We start from the raw sequence: 17,673 nt of genomic DNA, 5'->3' as shown, positions 1-17,673 counted from the left end.
ATTTAGCTGAGGATAGGTGAAAACTAGCTAGATAAATTGATAAATTAGCTTGATACCTTTATAGGTAAAACGAATCGTGACCTCATAAGGAATCGGAAGAATAATTGACTAAATTTGCATAATCAATAAAAGTAAATAAGATGGCATTAGAAATAACAGATGCTACTTTTGACGAGGTAGTTTTAAAAAGCGATAAACCAGTAGTAGTAGATTTTTGGGCAGCATGGTGCGGCCCTTGTAGAATGGTCGGTCCTATTATTGACGAAGTTAGCACTGAATACGATGGCAAAGCTGTTGTAGGTAAAGTAGATGTTGATGCAAATCAAGAATTCGCTGCAAAATACGGAGTACGTAATATACCAACTGTATTGGTGTTTAAAGATGGTGAAATTGTAAGTAGACAAGTAGGTGTTTCACCTAAAAAAGTGTACACAGATGCTATTGACGCCGCTTTATAAGCTGTTCATATAAAATATAATTTTCTTAAAAAGAGGATGTCTAACAAGTCATCCTCTTTTTTTTTACCTAAATCTTAGCAGTTCAACCTTTGGAAGGTAGGGGGCAATTACTATCTTTAATCTCGTGAACCTACAATCAGAATTAAATAAATCATCATTATTCTCTAATCTTGAACTTCTTGCCAATCAAGTAGTAGAAGGGTTTATTAGTGGTATACACAGAAGTCCGTTTCATGGGTTTTCTGCAGAATTCGCAGAACATAAAATCTACAATAACGGGGAAAGCACCAAGCATATCGATTGGAAACTATTTGCAAAGACCGATAAACTGTATACAAAGCGGTACGAGGAAGAAACCAACCTCAGATGTCACATGATTTTAGATAATTCTGCATCTATGTATTATCCCGAAGTTGAAAATCTAAGTATCGATTCATTAAATAAAATTGGATTTAGTGTACTAGCTATAGCAGCTTTGATGAACGTGCTTAAAAGGCAGCGAGATGCGGTTGGCTTAAGTATCTATTCAGATAGTTATAATTACTATGCCCCAGAAAAGGGTAGTGAGCGCCATTTTCAAATGTTATTGGCTCAATTAAGTGAGATCGGTAAAATAAAGAATCCACCAAAAGAAACTAAGACCTATACTTATCTACATCAAATTGCAGAAAATATAAAACGTCGTAGCCTAATATTCTTGTTTACCGACATGTTTCAAACCGAAAAAGATGACGCAGAACTGTTCGAAGCACTTCGTCATTTGAAATATAATAAGCATGATGTCGTCCTTTTTCATCCCATGGACAAGCAACACGAATTATTTTTCAATTTTGAAAATACTCCAAAACGATTTGTTGATGTTGAAACAGGTGAGCATTTAGACCTTTATGCAGACAATATCAAAGATGCATACCATGAACAAATAAGCACCTATATCGCTGATATTAAGATGAAATGCGCTCAATATAAAATCAAATATGTGGATATTGATATTCAAAGTGATTTCTCGACAGTTCTCAACACGTTCTTAGTTGAGCGAAATAAATTTCTTTAGCATAAAAAATATTTCAATAAAATGTTTGTGCAATTCAATAAACAACATATATTTGCACTCGCTAAACGCTACGGTCTGGTAGTTCAGTTGGTTAGAATACCTGCCTGTCACGCAGGGGGTCGCGGGTTCGAGTCCCGTCCAGACCGCAAGAAGCTCTCAAGAAATTGAGAGCTTTTTTCGTTTATAAAGATTTCTTTGGAATAGCACCAACTAGCATGACTAAAAAAGTAACTATACATCCTTACGATATATATAAATCACTTTGTGAAAAACAACTTAATTCTAAGTGGTTTTAAAAAATACCTTCTTAAAGGCCACAAATAATAGTAGTGCGGCAAACCCGACAACCAAGCCTACACCGAACTCAACAAGTATACCTGGTACATTAGGTAAAAGATGATGAAAAAAATCAATGTTATGAACAAAAATACCACCAGAGACGAGTAACAAGGCAATTGTCCCGATTATCGAAAGTGCTTTAATCACCTTAGGTAGCGCATTAACAAAAAAGTGCCCTATTTTATCGGAGACACTATTCTCTTCTTTGTTAATGTTGATTAATCTAAATCCGAATTCATCCATTCGCACTATAAGCGCCACAATACCGTAAACACCTACCGTTGCTAATAATGCTACGACAGACACCACAGCAATTTGAGTTACTAAAGGTTCTTTAATCACTGCGCCTAAAGCTATGATTACAATTTCTATACTCAGAATAAAATCGGTCACAATAGCTGATTTTACCTTTGTCTTTTCCATTTCCAAGATTTCTTCCGCACCAATATCTTCCATATCAGCACTAGCATGAGCATGCTCATGAGGTACAAAAAATTCATAGATTTTCTCGGCACCTTCAAAAGCAAGATAGACTCCGCCCAATACCAATATCACCGTAACTGCCCAAGGCAAAAATGCACTTAATAAAAAAGCTATTGGTAGAATTATAATTTTATTGAGAAGAGACCCTTTAGTAATGGCCCACAACACAGGTAGCTCACGTTTAGAAACAAAACCAGATGCTTTCTCAGCATTTACCGCTAAATCATCGCCAAGTATACCTGCTGTTTTTTTAGTTGCAATTTTACTCATTGCCGCAACATCATCTAATAATGCTGCTACATCATCTAAAATCGCAAAAAATCCTGAAGCCATTTTTCTATATTTTGGTCAAAAATAATTTATCCAAATCATAATTTAGAATTCTATCCACACAAATGGTAACTCAAGACCCATTTATAGAGTCTTGCTATATTTTGATTGTAGAAATTTCTAATATCAATCCAAAAAACTTTTCATATCAAAAAATAAGACGCGATAAAGATTGCCCTATTTTATGTATCTTGATTTTCTAATTAAACAACCAAGACCTTTTATGAAAAATTTCATATATCTACTAGGAATTACTTCTATTCTATTCATAGGATGCAACCCTAAAAAAGAAGAAATTCCACAAACTAGACCTAACATTGTTTTTATAATGTCTGACGACCATGCATATCAGGCAATTTCTGCATACGACAATAGTTTGATTGAAACACCGAATATAGATCGCATTGCAAAAATGGGAATGCTGTTTACCAATGCAAGTGTCACCAATTCGATTTGCGCACCCTCTAGAGCCGTAATTCTTACTGGAAAGCATTCTCACATCAATGGTAAAATTGACAATCATTTTCCATTTGATACCACCAATGTGACCTTCCCACAGATTCTTCAAAAGGCAGGCTACCAAACAGCAATGTTCGGAAAACTCCACTTTGGAAATAACCCTAAAGGATTTGACCAATTCAAAATTCTACCAGGTCAGGGTGCCTATTACAATCCAGATTTCATTACAAAAAATGAAGGTGAAATCAATGTAAAAGGATATGTAACAGATATCATAACCGATATGACTTTAAACTGGCTAAAGACCGAACGTAAACCAGAAGATCCTTTTTTATTAATGTATTTACACAAAGCACCACACCGTTCTTGGTTAATGGCCGAGCGCCATATGGAAGAATTCACGAATAAAACCTTTCCAGAACCAGCAACACTGTTCGACACTTATGAGGGTCGCCCAGCAGCGGCAGAGGCTGAAATGAGTATACTAAAACATTTAAGTTGGACAGGGGATAATAAAATTTACCCTGAAACTATCGATGAAATGAACGAGCCAGAAATAGGCATCGATAAACTAAGATTTGAAAATTCGGTTGGTCGGATGGATGCTGAGCAAATGGCCAAATTTAGAGCTCAGTACAATAAAATAAATGAAGATTTTAAAACCAACTACCCTTCGCTCAGCGATGAAGACAAAATGAAATGGAGATACCAACGCTATATGCAAGATTATCTAGGCACCATTAAATCGGTCGATGAAAACGTAGGTAGGGTTATAGATTATTTAGAAGAAAATGATTTAATGGAAAATACCATCATCGTTTACACCTCTGATCAAGGCTTCTATTTAGGGGAGCATGGTTGGTTCGATAAGCGTTTTGTTTATGATGAATCGTTTAAAACTCCACTTTTAGTTGCATGGCCCAACAAAGTAAAGCCTGGCACAACATCAGATGAAATGGTTCAGAATTTAGATTTCGCACAAACATTTTTAGATGCAGCCGGTATAGAACAACCAACGGACATGCAAGGGGAAAGCCTAATGCCTATTCTTACCGGTAAAATGGAAGACTGGAATCGTGAAGCTGTTTACTATCATTATTACGAATATCCAGCAGAACATATGGTTAACAGGCATTATGCTATTATCACCAAAGAATACAAATTAATTCATTACTATTTTGACTTGGATCATTGGGAATTGATAGACCGATTAAAAGACCCTAAAGAATTAACGAATGAATATGACAACCCTTCTTATGCTTCGATTAAAGAAAAACTGCATAAAGAGTTGGTAGAAGTAAGAAAAAAGTATGGTGACAGTGATGAATTAAACCAAAAATACATAAATACCTTTATGGACGATGTAGAGCAAAATGGGATTTTCGGAGTCAATAAAAAGAAGCTAGAGGAAATTATTGAGAAGAGAAAAACGAACAAAAATTAATTTGTATTTTATTTCAACCCTACAACTTAGTTTTTGTAATCTATGAAGATAATTAATTGGGGTATAATTGGCTGTGGCAATGTTGCAGAAGTAAAAAGCGGCCCCGCTTTTCAGAAGGTAGAGAACTCCCATTTAGTAGCGGTCATGCGACGAGATGCCGAAAAAGCCATGAATTTTGCTGAAAGACACCATGTTCCTCATTGGACTACCAATGCTAACGATATTTTAAATAACAAAGACATAAATGCTGTTTATATTGCCACTCCCCCATCTACTCATTTAGAATATGCCTTAGAGGTGATTCATTCGGGTAAACACGTGTATCTCGAAAAACCGATGACTTTAAATGTTGCACAGGCCAAACAAATATGTGATGCGTTAAAAAAAGGTAATAGTAAACTTACAGTTGCACATTACAGAAGAGAACTACCTGCTTTTTTAAAAGTAAAAGATCTTTTAAATCAAAATAAAATAGGTCAAATTACTCATGCCGATATTCAAATACTACAATCTAAAAAATCTCAAATTTTTACCGATTCAGAAGATAATTGGAGAGTGAATCCTGCCGTTTCCGGGGGTGGTTATTTCTATGATCTAGCACCACATCAAATAGATTTGATGATTCATTATTTTGGTCCTATACAACGTACTGCTGGTTTCTCTCATTCATCACATCCAGACAGTAAAGTTGAAGATGTCGTTAATGGCATTATATCCTTTAAAAATGGAGTTCAGTTTCGTGGTCTTTGGAGTTTCAATACCACTGCCTTAAATGAAAAAGACCAATGCACCATTTATGGTACAGAGGGCAACATCGAGTTTTCCTTTTTTGGTAGCGAGGTTATACTAACCACTACCGAAGGAATAGAAACCTTTTCGTTTCATAACCCAAAACATGTTCAAGAACCTATGATAAAGGCTACCGTAGCTTATTTTCTAGGTAAAGGGGAAAATCCTTGCCCTGCAAAAGATGGTTTATTGGTCATGGATACTTTAGAGAAGTTGAGTGGACGAACCAGTTAATTTTCTTGTGATGACAACAACTCTAGTTTAGCAAAAAAATCTTCAAACAACAATCGATTATCCAACTGTTGATAGACCCTAATATTCCGCCCTTCCAAATTGGTTTCATAAACGCCTGCATCATTCACTTTTGGTGCTTGTTTAACCACATAAGTACTTGATGAAGGATCTGGTTCAAATGAAGATTGAATAGCCGTTAATAACACTAATGGATTATCGCCATAAATATAGACTTCACCAATTGGTATATTCCATTTATTCAATTTACCGAAAGCTTCTGCCATTACACCATATAAATGATTACCTAATTGACCCTTACCTTTAACTCGTGTTAATAGTTCTGCGTCAGACATTATCGGTTGCCTATATACATTTCTAGGCACTTGCCATAACTTAATGTTGGAGGTGTTGAATATGACCTGAGCAGCTTTAATATCTATACCCAAATTGTATTCTAACGTGGTAAATCCTGGTGGTGGTATAGCAATGTCCATATATTCTGGTCCACCGATCCAAACTAGAGTAATCTTATCTGCAATATTAGGTTCTAACATATAAGCGCTTGCTATATTGGTCAACCCACCACCACAAACAACATAAAGTGGTAAATCGGTATCGGTTCGCAATGCCTCTTTTATAATTGCCTGCACAGCATCACTATCTATCGGTTTCTTAACATCAGTCATACTTTCACTTTTGTCAGTATAGATTGGTATTGAGTTTTCCAACTTTAAAATTTTTAGTATCTCTAGCGCCTTCTCTTTCGCATACTGAGAAGTTCCTGGGGCCCCAAAACCTTGTTCATATAAATGAGAAGCAATAACTCCGCGTATTTCTACGGATGGAGACATTAAATGATGCGCTAATTGAAAAAGTCCGTCTGGATCACCGCCTAAATCATTATCTATAATCACCCGCATACGCGGTTTTACCAATTCGTTTAATTCTGACAAACCAACTTGTTGCGAAAAACTTAAGGTCGAAAAAGTCATAAGGAAGCAAAAGAATATCGATTTCATAAGATTCAGATTAGCACCTAAATTTAGGTTTTTTTATAGATAATATATTCTTCTAACCAGAATGTTGCACTATAAAACAAAAGAAGAATACGCACATCTAAAAGATTGTTTTTTATTAACAGATGGTCAAATATTTAAAATAATAAATGTATTATTGTAACATATTGAGACAATAGAAAATTTATTCAAATGAAAAACATTCAAATTCTACTATTCACACTAATCTTATCTAGTACTTACTCTCCAGCGCAAGAGACCAACTCTTTTCCCGTTCAAGTAAAAATTGAAAACGGAACTATAGAAGGTAACTATGATACCCATAATGGTATTCAGCGTTATTTCGGAATTCCATTTGCCAAACCACCGGTAGGCGAACTTCGTTGGAAAGCTCCACAACCGTTAGATAACTGGAATGGTATAAAGGAAACAAAATCATTTGGCCCACGACCGATGCAAACCATGGTTTTTGGAGATATGAAGTCTAGGTCAAATGGAGTTAGTGAAGATTGCCTTTATTTAAATGTTTGGACTCCAACAAATATGGATATGAAAGATTTACCAGTACTGGTATACTTTTTCGGTGGCGGAAATGTTGCCGGTGATGCATCTGAGCCACGGTATGATGGTGAAAGCATGGCCAAAGAAGGTATCGTAGTGGTTACTACCAACTATCGTTTAAACATTTTTGGTTTTTTAGCGCATCCAGAATTAAGCGCAGAGGCCTCTTATAAAGCATCCGGAAATTATGGTTTATTGGACCAAAATGCAGCGCTTAAGTGGGTGAATAAGAACATTGCTGCTTTTGGCGGCGACCCAAACAAAGTCACCATCGCTGGTGAATCGGCTGGGTCGATAGGTGTAAGCCAACAAATGGCTTCGCCTTTATCAAAAAATCTTATTGCTGGTGCAATAGGGGAAAGTGGTGCTTCAATCAATCCAACAATGTCACCGGTTACTTTGAAAGAAGCTGAAAATACTGGATTAGAATTTGCAAAAAGCATAGGCTACCCAACACTTGCGGAATTGAGAAAATTGAGTACCCGGGAAGTTTATGAACTATATAATAGTTCTAAAAGATTTGGATTTCCGGCTGTGTTAGATGGTTATTTCCTACCTAAAACACTTCCAGAGATATTCGAAAGCAAAGAACAGGCCATGGTGCCCTTATTACTTGGTTGGAATTCTGCCGAAATACCCGGAATGGCATTTACCCAAGGTCCTTATACAGAAGAAAATTATGTAAACAAGGTAAAAGAAGCTTATCCTAAAGAATATGCCAAGGTATTAGAATTGTATCCACATGGATCCGAAAAAGAAATAGAAGTATCTGCTACCGCTTTATCATCTGATAGATTTATATCGTACAGTACCTGGAAATGGTTTGATCTTCATAGAAAAAATAGCGACCAACCTGTCTATCGTTATTTATATAGCAAAATAAGACCTGAACTTGTAGATAACACACTTGCTTCAGGTTTAGCTGGCGGAACAGTAGAAAAAGTGTCTGATGCACCACCAATGCCAAAAACAGTTGGAGCGCCACATGCTTGTGAAATTGAATACTGCATGGGAAATTTACACCTGGTAAAAGACTATGCTTGGACTGCAGATGACTTTAAGGTCTCTAAAGACATGATGACTTATTTCGCTAATTTCATTAAAGCTGGAAATCCGAATGGAGAAGGTTTACCAAATTGGGAAGCCGCAGAACCAAAAGATGGTAGCCCTTCTGTCATGGTTATCGATACAGAAAGCAAATTAATCGAAGCCGAGAATGATGCCCGTTATGAGTTTTTGGATAAGGCTTACAAAAAGAATTAAAGGATAGTTATATGATTTTTGATAATTGGTATTGAGGTTCTTAAAAAAGGAATCCAATACCAATTATGTTTTTTGAGTTATATTTTGTTTTAAATGTAACCACCAAAACCTGTAAATTGCTCCCATGAAAAAACTAATTCAAATTATTGGTGCCTGGTACGGCGCAAAAAAAATTGGAGGCGGAAAATGCGGATGTATAGGCACTTTATTCGTATTCCTTATATTATTCTGGATATTAGGATATGTACTTGACGCTTTTTAAACAAGCAGATTTCCTAGTCTATTTTCTTCTTGGTCATTCGTTTTCTTTTGGTCAAAAACTTTGGCGCTGGTTTTCATATCGGCATACCTTGGGTCTTGAACAAAATCTTGTTTTTGTAGTTTGATAACCTCTATGCTTAAAAAGCCGAATTCACTTACCACCTTACCATAAAATCGGTAAATACCCCTACCTCTAAACATATATTTAGCAGCTACTGGCGGAAACAATACGGTGTCAAAAACTTGACCCTGTTGGTCTATTAGCGTTGCAAAATACATCGCCTTATTCGTATGTGTTTTAGTACGTTTTACGGTTACTAAATAACCATAGATATCGATGTTTTTATTCAGGTATCGTTCAAAATCTTTACTGCCCGTGCTATTCAATAGCGGTTCTGACAAGAGTTCGAAGGGGCTACATAAACTAAACCCGAGCAACTCCAGTTGCGTAAAAGCAACCTCTAAATCGGTACTGTACAATGAAGGTATTTCAAAGTGTTGATGCCGTGGCGCAAACAGTTTCGGGTGGTCTATCTTTTTTGTTTTGTTCAAAAAGAGATGTGCTTTCCATAACAACTCGTGTTTATTGGCTTCTGTAAATCTGAACGCATCGATACGGATCAAAATACTCACCTGCTCTATGGAAATAATTAACCGATCAAGAAAATCTTCTAAAGAAATAAAGCTTCCGTTAAGAAATCGCTCCTTTAGAATGCGCTCCATAACACGTTCTTCCAATTCACGTAAATAGCCTAAGCCTAAATACAGTTCTTTTCCATAAATACGGTTACCAGCATAACTCTTGTTTACACAAGGCGGATGTATGGTGGCACCTAACATTCGGGCTTCATGTACATAAAACTCAGGCCTATAAAATCCGCCTCCATTATTAAGTACTGCCACCATATATTCTAACGGATAATAAGCACGTAAAAATAAACTCTGATAACTTTCAACTGCATACGAAGCGGAGTGGCCCTTAGCAAAGGCATAACCAGCAAAACTAGCCACTTGGTCCCAAATTTCTTCAATAAGTTTTTCCTCATAACCCTTCTTTCTGCAGTTATCCATGAACTTATCCTGCACTTTTTGAAACTCTTCGCGAGACCGGAACTTACCGCTCATACCGCGTCTCAACACATCGGCTTCGCCCAAATCAAGATCCGCAAAATGATGTGCTACTTTAATGACATCTTCTTGATACACCATTACTCCGTAAGTTTCTGGCATAATCTCTAGCATCACCGGGTGCGCTAACTCCTCTGCCCTGCCTTTATTACGATGGCGCAGAATATACTCGCGCATCATTCCGCTTTTAGACACTCCCGGGCGAATTATGGAACTTGCCGCCACCAGCCCTAAGTAGGTATCCACCTCTAATTTTTTCAATAGCATACGCATAGCGGGCGATTCTACATAAAAACACCCCATACATTGCGCCATTTTAACCATATTATTGATTTTAGGGTCTTTTTTAAATGCCTTGATATCATGAATATCGAACTTGGCGAATTCTTCTGGGCGGTCGCGTTCCAAAATATCCAAGGTTTCCTTTATTTTAGATAATCCCCTTTGGGCAAGAATATCGAACTTAAAAATACCGACATCCTCCGCAATAATCATATCGAACTGTGTGGTCGGAAATCCTTTTGGTGGCATATTCGTAGCCGAAAACCAGTGAATGGGTTTTTCGGTAATTAAAATTCCGCCGGCATGTATGCTCAGGTAATTGGGCATGCCGTGTAGCAACTGCGTATATTTTAACACTAGGGTCGAAATATTATCTAAACGACTTGCTTGAACATTACCATCGCAAAGCAAATCGATTTCATCTTTAGGAAGACCGAACACCTTACCCAATTCACGAATAACTCCCCGCGATTGAAACGTAACATAGGTACCTAACAGGGCTACATTCTCAAATCGATTAAAAATATATTCGGTCATTACGGGCCTATCCCTATGGGAAAAATCAATATCGAAATCTGGTGGATTCACGCGGTACAGATTAATAAATCGCTCAAAATAGAGGTCAAGCTCCATAGGATCCACATCGGTAATAAAAAGTAAATAGGCTACGATACTATTGGCACCACTGCCACGCCCAACGTAAAAAAAATTCTGCTTACGTGCATGCGAAATAATATCCCAATTGATGAGAAAGTAAGAGACAAAACCCATTTTTTTAATAAGGAAGAGTTCTTTTGCCAAACGCTCTAAAACTGGCTGGTCTACTTCTGGATATCGATATGGCAAACCTTCTTGACACAATTTCTCAAGAAACACTTCATCCTCTTCCTTTGTTTTTAAATAGGTCTGAAGATTCTGTGGTTTTCTACCTTCAGAAAAATCAAAATGTATAGCGCAAGAATCCATCAACCGCTGTGTATTTTCTAGAATAAAACTATGTTCAGAAAAATGTGCCGCCAGATTAGGGATGGAATACATCTTTTCATCTTCACTCGCCTGTTCCGTAACCGATAGCATGCTGAGCAAGGTGTTATTGTCAATGGCACGTAATAATCGGTGCGCATTAAAATCGCGCTTGTTCCTGAATGTTACGGGTTGCAACAGTACTATTTTATCGCGTTGCTCTAATAATTTTGAAAAGCGAAGTCGTTTTAGTTCGTTGACAGAAACTCCTATAAACTCATTTTCAGCAAAGCTTTTCTTTTCATTCTGAAGCACTTTCTCAAAGGGATAAATAACATATGCATGTTCAAACTTCGGAGCTATTTCGGGAATTTTATTTCTCTGATGAATGTGATGCGATAAAAAATCATTGAGTTCTAAAAACCCCTCATTATTCTTTGCAATACCTACAAAACAAGGTTCTACCCCATTTCTAAAATCGATGCCCAAAATAGGTCGAACACTATATTCAGAAGCCTTACGAACAAAATTTAAACAGGCAGAAGTATTGTTGATATCCGTTAATGCCAATTGCTTTACGTGATGCTCCTTTGCCAGTTGCAAAAGCTCCAGTTCCGAAAAGGTACCGTAGCGAAGGCTATAATATGTATGGCAGTTTAGGTACACTTTTTTGTTGTTCGTTGTTCGGGTTTTGCGCTGCGCGCTATTTTTTGATTGTCGGTTGATGGTTTTTCACACTTAGTGCTGGGCTTGGTGCGCTGTCCGCTATTCGCGATGCCTTTCTTTTCTATTTTCCTCTTCTCTAACTCCCAATACTCACTTCGGCTACGCTCAGTGAATAGAAGGCGTCATTCCGAGGCTTTTCTTTGGGCGCAATGCGCAACACACTCTATTTTATTCCACCCTTTTGGGGCTAAAGGACTTATAATTTCCTGTGAGCTAGCACAACAGGCGGCAGTCCGTTAAAAGGATTATGCATTCTGCCAATGGTCTTTGCTCCCATGCCCGACGCCCGTAGCACACTCTTATCTCCGTAGCGTTTGCGAATTTCATCCATTGCATTATATAGGCTTAGAATTTCTTCAGTATCATCAAATAGATTGATTTGATAGTTACCAGTAACCAAATGACTAAAACGTATGCCTATCAATCGTACCAATAACCTGCGGTTATATAAATTCTTGAACAGGTCTAAAATCTTGGGAATCAAAATATGATCTGCACTGGTATAGGGTATACGCAATTGTTTTGAATAGGTATTAAAATCCGAATATCTGATTTTAACCGATATACAAGCGGTAAGTTTCTCTCCACGTCGTAATTGGTATGCTAGGTTCTCGGTCATGGCAATGAGAATACCTCTAAGTCTGTTTATATCAATAGTATCCTTATCAAATGTACGTTCGGTTGAAATCGATTTTCGCTCACAGAAGGGAATTACGGGCGTATTATCTATACCATTAGCCCTTTTCCAAATCACTCCCCCATTGGCGCCCAGTACCCGCTGCATAACCTCCATGGGCATTTCTTGTACGGTGCGCACTTGCCGTAACCCAAGATTTCGCAACGTCTGATAGGTTTTGTCACCTACCATTGGAATCTTTTTAATAGAAAGGGGCGCTAAAAAAGGTTTCTCAAGCCCTTCATCTATTTTCAGTTGATTATTAGGTTTTGCTTCATTGGTGGCCACTTTAGAAACGACCTTGTTAGCCGATAAACCGAAAGAAATTGGGAGTCCCGTTTCTCTAATAATCTTCTTTCGCATTTCTGAAGCGTACTGGTAGCAGCCAAAAAAGCGGTCCATACCAGAGAGGTCAGCATAAAACTCATCGATACTTGATTTTTCGAATACGGGTACATATTCTTTGATGATTTCGGTCACCACATCTGAGTGTTTGCTGTACTCCCCCGCATTACCACGAATTACAAAAGCTTCGGGACATAGTTCACGCGCCATTTTCATAGGCATACCAGAATGTACTCCAAATCCACGGGTTTCATAACTGCATGCCGCCACTATACCACGGTCTCCCGTACCGCCTACCAACAAAGGTTTGTTCTGCAACTCGCGATTGTTGAGTCGCTCTACGGACACATAAAATGTATCTAAATCTATATGAAGTATGGTCTTGCTCATAACTACCCCTCTAAAAAATCGGGATAGCTAAATTATGGATTATTTCCAATTATTAGGATTTATTCCAATATTTAACATCTTAATATTTTATTCAATTTTCTTGAGGTATGTACCAAACATCTTTATTTAAGTCAACCCCACCACCGATCTCTTCTTGCACTACCCTATCAATGATATAGATTCCTTTTGTAGCCATATGGTCAAAATCATCTATCCCATCGTTTGGAAAACCGATTCTAGTACGGTGTATGTTGAATTTTTCGGCAAACTTTCTATCAAAAGCCTTTTCAACCCCTTCTTTGCCTAACATAAAACCTAATAACCCGCCCCACGTAGCGGTAGGATTATCAGAATCCCATCCACATAATGCTCCAATTTTAATAGTTTGCTTTATATCGCCTTCCCCATATAATAAGCTAACAATACTTGCCCCAAAATTAATACCTGCCGCAAAACAACCATTACAGGTCTTATCTTTTGTAGCCCATAAATACCCGTCTTCTTGACGAATTTGATATTTCTCATGTAATGCATCTCTAGCTTCTTCCCATGTAGCTCCTGATTCATATTCACCTTTTACAAAATCGAACATTTTAGCCGAGTATGAATCATTGGGCAATTGTTTACGGGCTTCTGCAGCCATCCAATCTAGATTCACTTTAATTGGTTTATCATCATCTGCCAAAGAGGCCAGAGCATACATGACTACATTAAAATTAGAAATCCACTCTGCATTTTTTCTAGCTACCGTTTGTATAGGTAAATGCGCCATTTTCAGTGCTACATCTGAGCGTGTGGGAGCGAAAAAACCAAATATTTCGGTAGTCAGTTGGGCATCGATCATTTCATAAAATGGATTATTTTCGGGCAATCCTGTTTCTGGCGGCAGCATACCTTCCTCCATTAAATCAAGCGCTTGCTGATTGGAAACCCACAAATAGTTTTCTTCTTCTTTTTTAATATGCTTTAACCATCCGGACCTAATCATTTCACCTGATAAAAGTGATGTCTTATTTTTATAAAGCAACTCTTGATAGATATATTCAATATCCGTATCATCATCTGCACCCCAGATACTGTCTACCTCAGCGTATAAAAAATCAATTGTCTTAGAATAATTATTTGAATTCCATAAATTAGGCTGGTCGGGTTTACCCCAGTTATCACGAGTATAAAAACCTTCTCCTTTACCCTCACTATTGGGAATTCCAATTTTATCCATTTCGGTAATCAAGCCTGTCCAATTGGCAATACATTGGCCCAACCAAAAACCATATAATTTATTCTTGTATGCTGATCTCGAGATTGTAATATCAGTGCTTTTTGGTTGATAGGATTTATAATCCAACAAAGAATCTTGTACTATATCGTGTGACATTTTTCCTGTAGAACCCATTTTATCCTTACAGGAAATTGCAGAAATTACTATTAATAATCCTAAAAAGTAATGCGTAATTTTTCTTGAAAATCTATTTAAATATAATATCATAATGGATAATTTCATACACAATAAAGCTAAGTAAATAATATAATCTGATTATAGTTTCTATCAATAAATACCAAGTAAATTGCAATCTGCCAAAGCACTATTAGGATGTTAAGGTTAAATACTATCTTTGAAACAAGACTTAAATTATGCGCCAAATCCATTTTATAATTATATCGTTTTTATGTTTTTTTACTGCAACTTTATTTGGACAAAATAATCTGGACAATGAAAATTCTGTAATCAACCTTACCAAACCCGATACAGGTACAAATTGGAACATTCCTGATAAAATTACTTTAGAATGGAACACCATAAATATTGACACAAGTAAAACTATCCGTTTTTTTCTGGTACGAAATGAAATGGTCGTTCAAGAATTAGGGACTTTTAAAAATGATGGCTTTCAAGAAGGTATTGAGCTTGCTAAGAATATTGGCTCTGGCAGTCGATATCAAGTTGTTGCCATAGAATTGTTTCCAGACGATAAATATAAGATAGCCAAAAGAGTGACCCCCTTCTTTACCATAACCAATGCGGCATCTGATGAGCGAAAGAAAAAACAACAATTAGCGAATACCAGCTCAGTCCTAAGTGAGAAAAAATCAAGAACTAAAAAAGCAATTGCTCCTAAAAATACAGAAGTAACCCCAACTGAAAAGAAACCGGTCTTAAGAGAAACTTTTGAGGGTAGGAAAATATCATACACCAAGGAATTACATTTCGATTCAGAAAATATAATTATAAAGATTTGGGATCATGGTAGACAAGATGGCGATATTGTTTCTATATACCTCAATGGTGTATCCGTAGTTTCTAAATATTATTTAACATACTGGAAAAAAGAATTTAAAGTAAAATTAGACCCTAAAAAATCTAATGACCTGTTTCTTTATGCACACAATTTAGGGGACTCACCACCTAACACCGTCTCAGTTGAAATATCAGATGGTAAAAAATCTGAGAATATTGTTCTTAACTCAGACCTTCAAAGTTGTGAAGCTGTATTGATTAGTGTCAAGTAATACAATCTCATAACTCATGGGCATGGGCATGGCATCTCCAGTTGTTAAAGAACTAATAACATAAATTTACAATTGTACACTAGTGCCTACGTTTTTAGAAACGGAATTAAATAGGTTATCAAAATACTTACAAATAGTCCGATATTTACTTTAGCAAAGTCTTTGAGGATGATACGGTATGTTTTATTAAGCTCGTCTTTTTTAAGACGATAGCTAATTGCTATTTCCCTTCCTGCCAAAATACGTATAAATGCCTAAGTTGTACTCATGGGTATGGTATTGATTAACGTAAAAAAACAAAAAAGCCAGAATATTAATATTCTGGCTTTTTTGTTTTTTAATTTTCCTATTAAAAAATGGTGTAATAGGAATACTTCTTCTTCTAATTACCAATTATTTTAACATTATTATTCGGCATTTCTTTCAACATACCTAATAATGTGATTTGCAATATTTTTGCCAGTTGCATTTTCTATACCTTCCAAACCTGGCGAAGAATTTACTTCTAATATTAGAGGACCACGCGTTGACTGCAGTAAATCTACCCCGGCAATTCCTAAGCCCATAGCCCTTGCCGCCTTAAGTGCGGCATTTTCCTCTTCATCAGTTAATTCTATAATATTCGCACTACCACCTCTATGGAGATTAGACCTAAACTCACCTTCTTTTCCTTGCCTCTTCATAGCACCCACTACTACTCCGTCAACAATAAAAACCCTTACATCCGCCCCTTTCGCTTCTTTTATAAATTCTTGTACTATTACACGAGCTTGTAGACCATTAAATGCTTCTAAAATAGACTCTGCTGAATTTTGATTATCTGCCAATACTACTCCTAAACCTTGAGTTCCTTCCAATAATTTAATAACTAACGGAGCCCCCCCTACACGTTCTACAATTTGACTAACGTCTTTAGAGTAATTACTAAAAACGGTTTTTGGCAGCCCTAAACCTGCTCTAGACAATATCTGTAGGCTTCTAAGTTTATCTCTAGATCTAACCAATGCTTGAGATTCTGTTGCGGTAAAAACCTTCATCATTTCAAACTGTCTTACAACGGCTGTACCGAAAAAAGTCACAGAAGCCCCAATTCTAGGAATAACGCCGTCTACATCAGTAATTTCCTGCCCTTTATAAATAATACTTGGTTTTTTCTTTTCAATAACCAAATTACACTTGGTATGATCTATAACAACCATTTCGTGCCCCTTTTTCTCTCCGGCTTCGACTAATCTCTTGGTAGAATATAAGTTTGGATTTTGTGATAAAACTACAATCTTCATATTACTTTTTTTTTGCTTTATTTAGGTTATTTATTTGAATTAAAATTAGCATTGCGACACTTAAAATTTGAAAAAATACTTTAATCAAAATACTTCAGAACTAGCCTAGAGGTCCAAGACCAGGTAAATTTTAAGACAAGTAATCGCCAAGTTAATCTTTATTATGAGTTATTAAATATATACACCCATTTATTCAAAAGTTACTTAATGATGGTCCTTTTTAAATGCCATCAATAAAAAATTGCCATTATAATTGACCCTTATACAGGAGGAAATCACCCTTTATGCCCCAAAATCCTTTAAGGCCATATATTCCAAATAAATTTTTAACGATTATATAAATGCACATCTTTTAGAAAATAGAATGGTGCTGGAATTTTCCCTGAACAATCGATCTGCTTCAAAATTAATATCGCTCAAAGGAAAAACCACTTTAAAACTATCTGTTACTGAAAAACCTATGGCAAGACCGCTAAAAACATCCTCATAAAAAAAATAAAACCGTAACATTCTAATAATTAGATTGTTACGGTTTTTTTATGTACTCGAGGCGGGAATCGAACCCGCACTCCGAAGAACTGGATTTTGAATCCAGCGTATTTACTACCAAATTTCCGTAAGTTATATTATAATCAACTGATTAACATATATTTAATTTTATATAATGTCAATTGATAT

12 protein-coding genes and 1 tRNA gene are annotated in these 17,673 nt (G+C 36.6%); 7 read left to right on the top strand and 6 right to left on the bottom strand.

Annotated features, from left to right (window positions below):
- Window positions 1–140 precede the first annotated feature (140 nt).
- From trxA to AACZ41_RS14640, 3 genes are all read left to right on the top strand, one after another.
- The gene (trxA, locus tag AACZ41_RS14650; RefSeq protein ID WP_027065108.1) at window positions 141–458 is read left to right on the top strand and encodes a thioredoxin; all 318 of its coding nucleotides are present in this window, start codon (window positions 141–143) and stop codon (window positions 456–458) included.
- Window positions 459–582: 124 nt separating this feature from the next.
- A complete protein-coding gene (locus AACZ41_RS14645) occupies window positions 583–1,512 on the top strand; it encodes a DUF58 domain-containing protein (protein ID WP_339629296.1) in 930 nt (309 codons plus the stop codon).
- 72 nt (window positions 1,513–1,584) lie between these two features.
- Window positions 1,585–1,658, top strand: a tRNA-Asp gene (locus AACZ41_RS14640).
- 136 nt (window positions 1,659–1,794) lie between these two features.
- Here AACZ41_RS14640 and AACZ41_RS14635 read toward each other — a convergent pair.
- Complete coding sequence (locus tag AACZ41_RS14635; protein ID WP_339629295.1) at window positions 1,795–2,667, bottom strand: DUF808 domain-containing protein; 873 nt, start codon at window positions 2,665–2,667, stop codon at window positions 1,795–1,797.
- A gap of 220 nt (window positions 2,668–2,887) precedes the next feature.
- Between AACZ41_RS14635 and AACZ41_RS14630 the strand changes: the two genes are divergently transcribed.
- Window positions 2,888–4,567 (top strand): sulfatase, encoded by a 1,680-nt coding sequence (locus AACZ41_RS14630; RefSeq protein WP_339629294.1) that lies wholly within the window; start codon window positions 2,888–2,890, stop codon window positions 4,565–4,567.
- Between the two features lie 42 nt (window positions 4,568–4,609).
- Window positions 4,610–5,590, top strand: a complete 981-nt coding sequence (locus tag AACZ41_RS14625) for a Gfo/Idh/MocA family oxidoreductase (protein WP_339629293.1) — start codon at window positions 4,610–4,612, stop codon at window positions 5,588–5,590.
- Here the strand turns inward: AACZ41_RS14625 and AACZ41_RS14620 are convergent.
- Window positions 5,587–6,609 (bottom strand): nucleoside hydrolase, encoded by a 1,023-nt coding sequence (locus AACZ41_RS14620; RefSeq protein ID WP_339629292.1) that lies wholly within the window; start codon window positions 6,607–6,609, stop codon window positions 5,587–5,589. The genes AACZ41_RS14625 and AACZ41_RS14620 overlap by 4 nt on opposite strands.
- Window positions 6,610–6,798: 189 nt before the next feature.
- Here AACZ41_RS14620 and AACZ41_RS14615 point away from each other — a divergent pair, with 189 nt between their 5' ends.
- The gene (locus tag AACZ41_RS14615; RefSeq protein ID WP_339629290.1) at window positions 6,799–8,430 is read left to right on the top strand and encodes a carboxylesterase family protein; all 1,632 of its coding nucleotides are present in this window, start codon (window positions 6,799–6,801) and stop codon (window positions 8,428–8,430) included.
- A 258-nt stretch (window positions 8,431–8,688) separates the two neighbouring features.
- On the opposite strand, the gene dnaE is transcribed toward AACZ41_RS14615, so the two are convergent.
- The 3 genes from dnaE to AACZ41_RS14600 form a co-directional block, all read right to left on the bottom strand.
- Complete coding sequence (gene dnaE / locus AACZ41_RS14610) at window positions 8,689–11,730, bottom strand: DNA polymerase III subunit alpha (protein ID WP_339629289.1); 3,042 nt, start codon at window positions 11,728–11,730, stop codon at window positions 8,689–8,691.
- 256 nt (window positions 11,731–11,986) lie between these two features.
- Complete coding sequence (gene dinB, locus AACZ41_RS14605; protein WP_339629288.1) at window positions 11,987–13,201, bottom strand: DNA polymerase IV; 1,215 nt, start codon at window positions 13,199–13,201, stop codon at window positions 11,987–11,989.
- 91 nt (window positions 13,202–13,292) lie between these two features.
- Window positions 13,293–14,690, bottom strand: a complete 1,398-nt coding sequence (locus AACZ41_RS14600) for an ADP-ribosylglycohydrolase family protein (protein WP_339629287.1) — start codon at window positions 14,688–14,690, stop codon at window positions 13,293–13,295.
- Window positions 14,691–14,836: 146 nt separating this feature from the next.
- Here AACZ41_RS14600 and AACZ41_RS14595 point away from each other — a divergent pair, with 146 nt between their 5' ends.
- On the top strand, window positions 14,837–15,712 hold the full coding sequence (locus AACZ41_RS14595; RefSeq protein WP_339629286.1) for a hypothetical protein: 876 nt from the start codon (window positions 14,837–14,839) through the stop codon (window positions 15,710–15,712).
- 407 nt (window positions 15,713–16,119) lie between these two features.
- Here the strand turns inward: AACZ41_RS14595 and rimK are convergent, their stop codons facing one another.
- Window positions 16,120–16,995, bottom strand: coding sequence for a 30S ribosomal protein S6--L-glutamate ligase (gene rimK, locus AACZ41_RS14590; RefSeq protein WP_339629285.1), 876 nt, complete (start codon window positions 16,993–16,995; stop codon window positions 16,120–16,122).
- Window positions 16,996–17,673 lie beyond the last annotated feature (678 nt).

It is taken from the genome of uncultured Maribacter sp. (assembly GCF_963974015.1).
In the GTDB taxonomy this organism is placed as follows: Bacteria; Bacteroidota; Bacteroidia; order Flavobacteriales; family Flavobacteriaceae; genus Maribacter.
Note: the sequence above shows the minus strand (reverse complement) of the source record. Positions and strands in the feature narration are given on the sequence as shown.

Excerpts from the sequence above, each read along its gene's own strand:
- AACZ41_RS14615 (WP_339629290.1), top strand. The coding sequence starts at position 6,799 with ATGAAAAACATTCAAATTCTACTATTCACACTAATCTTATCTAGTACT.
- AACZ41_RS14625 (WP_339629293.1), top strand. The coding sequence starts at position 4,610 with ATGAAGATAATTAATTGGGGTATAATTGGCTGTGGCAATGTTGCAGAA.
- AACZ41_RS14630 (WP_339629294.1), top strand. The coding sequence starts at position 2,888 with ATGAAAAATTTCATATATCTACTAGGAATTACTTCTATTCTATTCATA.
- AACZ41_RS14600 (WP_339629287.1), bottom strand. The coding sequence starts at position 14,690 with ATGATATTATATTTAAATAGATTTTCAAGAAAAATTACGCATTACTTT.
- AACZ41_RS14620 (WP_339629292.1), bottom strand. The coding sequence starts at position 6,609 with ATGAAATCGATATTCTTTTGCTTCCTTATGACTTTTTCGACCTTAAGT.
- trxA (WP_027065108.1), top strand. The coding sequence starts at position 141 with ATGGCATTAGAAATAACAGATGCTACTTTTGACGAGGTAGTTTTAAAA.
- dinB (WP_339629288.1), bottom strand. The coding sequence starts at position 13,201 with ATGAGCAAGACCATACTTCATATAGATTTAGATACATTTTATGTGTCC.
- rimK (WP_339629285.1), bottom strand. The coding sequence starts at position 16,995 with ATGAAGATTGTAGTTTTATCACAAAATCCAAACTTATATTCTACCAAG.
- AACZ41_RS14635 (WP_339629295.1), bottom strand. The coding sequence starts at position 2,667 with ATGGCTTCAGGATTTTTTGCGATTTTAGATGATGTAGCAGCATTATTA.
- AACZ41_RS14595 (WP_339629286.1), top strand. The coding sequence starts at position 14,837 with ATGCGCCAAATCCATTTTATAATTATATCGTTTTTATGTTTTTTTACT.